Genomic DNA, 1,157 nt, shown 5'->3' with positions numbered 1-1,157 from the left:
GATCGGCCCCCACGGACGGGTCCAATTTGATTGTTAGTGCAATGATGGTCGTGGCGCCAGCGCGGGCGGCATCGCTGGTTGGGGTTGCAGGGCCGCCCGCGCGAATGCCGGGATGAAGACCTCCGGCGCCGGCGGCTTGTAGCCGAGCGATCCATGCGGACGCACGGTTTTGTAATGCCGACGCCAGCTTTCCACGATGATCCTGGCCTCTTTGAGCGTGTAGAAGATCTCGCCGTCGAGGAGTTCGTCGCGCAGGCGAGCATTGAAGCTCTCGATGTAGCCATTCTCCCATGGGCTTCCGGGTGCGATGTAGGCAGTCTTCGCCCCGACGGCGGTGATCCAGTCCTGCACGGCCGTGGCGATGAACTCCGGGCCGTTGTCGGAACGGATGTGCTCAGGCACGCCGCGCAGGATGAACAGGTCGGACAGGACGTCGATGACGTCGGTGGAGTTGAGCTTGCGATCGATGCGGATCGCCAGCGCCTCATGCGTGAACTCGTCGATCACGTTAAGCATGCGGTACTTCCTTCCGTCATGAGTGCGGTCCTCGACGAAGTCGTAGGACCAGACATGGTTGGGCCGCTCGGCGCGCAGGCGGATGCATGATCCGTCGGCGAGCCAGAGCCGGCCTTTCTTCGGTTGTTTGGCTGGAACCTTCAGCCCCTCTTGCCGCCAGATGCGCTCGACCCGCTTGTCGTTGACCACCCAGCCCATCTGGCTGCGCAGAAGCTCGGCGATCTTGCGATAGCCGTAGCGGCCATAGCGGCGGGCCAGTGCAACGATGTCCTCGGTCAGTTGCTGCTCGTCGTCCCGGCCGCGAGGAATACGCCGCTGCGTGGAGCGATGCTGCCCAAGCACGAGGCATACCCGGCGCTCCGACACGCGCTTCGGCAGAACCGAGCGAACATGGTCGATGCAGGCACGGCGACGCGAGGGGCTCAGAAGTTTCCCCGCGCAGCCTCCGTCAGGATCAGCTTGTCCAGCGTCAGATCGGCCACCGCCTTGCGAAGCCGTTCGTTCTCCTTCTGGAGATCCTTCAACTGCCGAAGCTGGTCACGGCTCATGCCGCCATATTGCTTGCGCCACCGGTAGAACGTCAGTTCGGAAACGCCGATCTGGCGAACGGCATCCGCCATCGCCATGCCTTGGCCGCGCAA

General features: G+C 63.6%; 1 protein-coding gene. It reads right to left on the bottom strand.

Annotated elements, in window-relative coordinates; genetic code table 11:
* Positions 1-33 precede the first annotated feature (33 nt).
* Positions 34-1,157 (bottom strand): IS3 family transposase gene (locus ACFSL4_RS34965; RefSeq protein ID WP_381091855.1). Its coding sequence is split into 2 segments (ribosomal slippage), with 1,125 coding nucleotides annotated over them: positions 34-953 and positions 953-1,157; the frame shifts between segments, so codons are not numbered across the junction. This gene is flagged as partial in the annotation.

This window comes from Streptomyces caeni (genome assembly GCF_042678285.1).
Lineage (GTDB): Bacteria > Actinomycetota > Actinomycetes > Streptomycetales > Streptomycetaceae > Streptomyces > Streptomyces caeni.
Note: the sequence above shows the minus strand (reverse complement) of the source record. Positions and strands in the feature narration are given on the sequence as shown.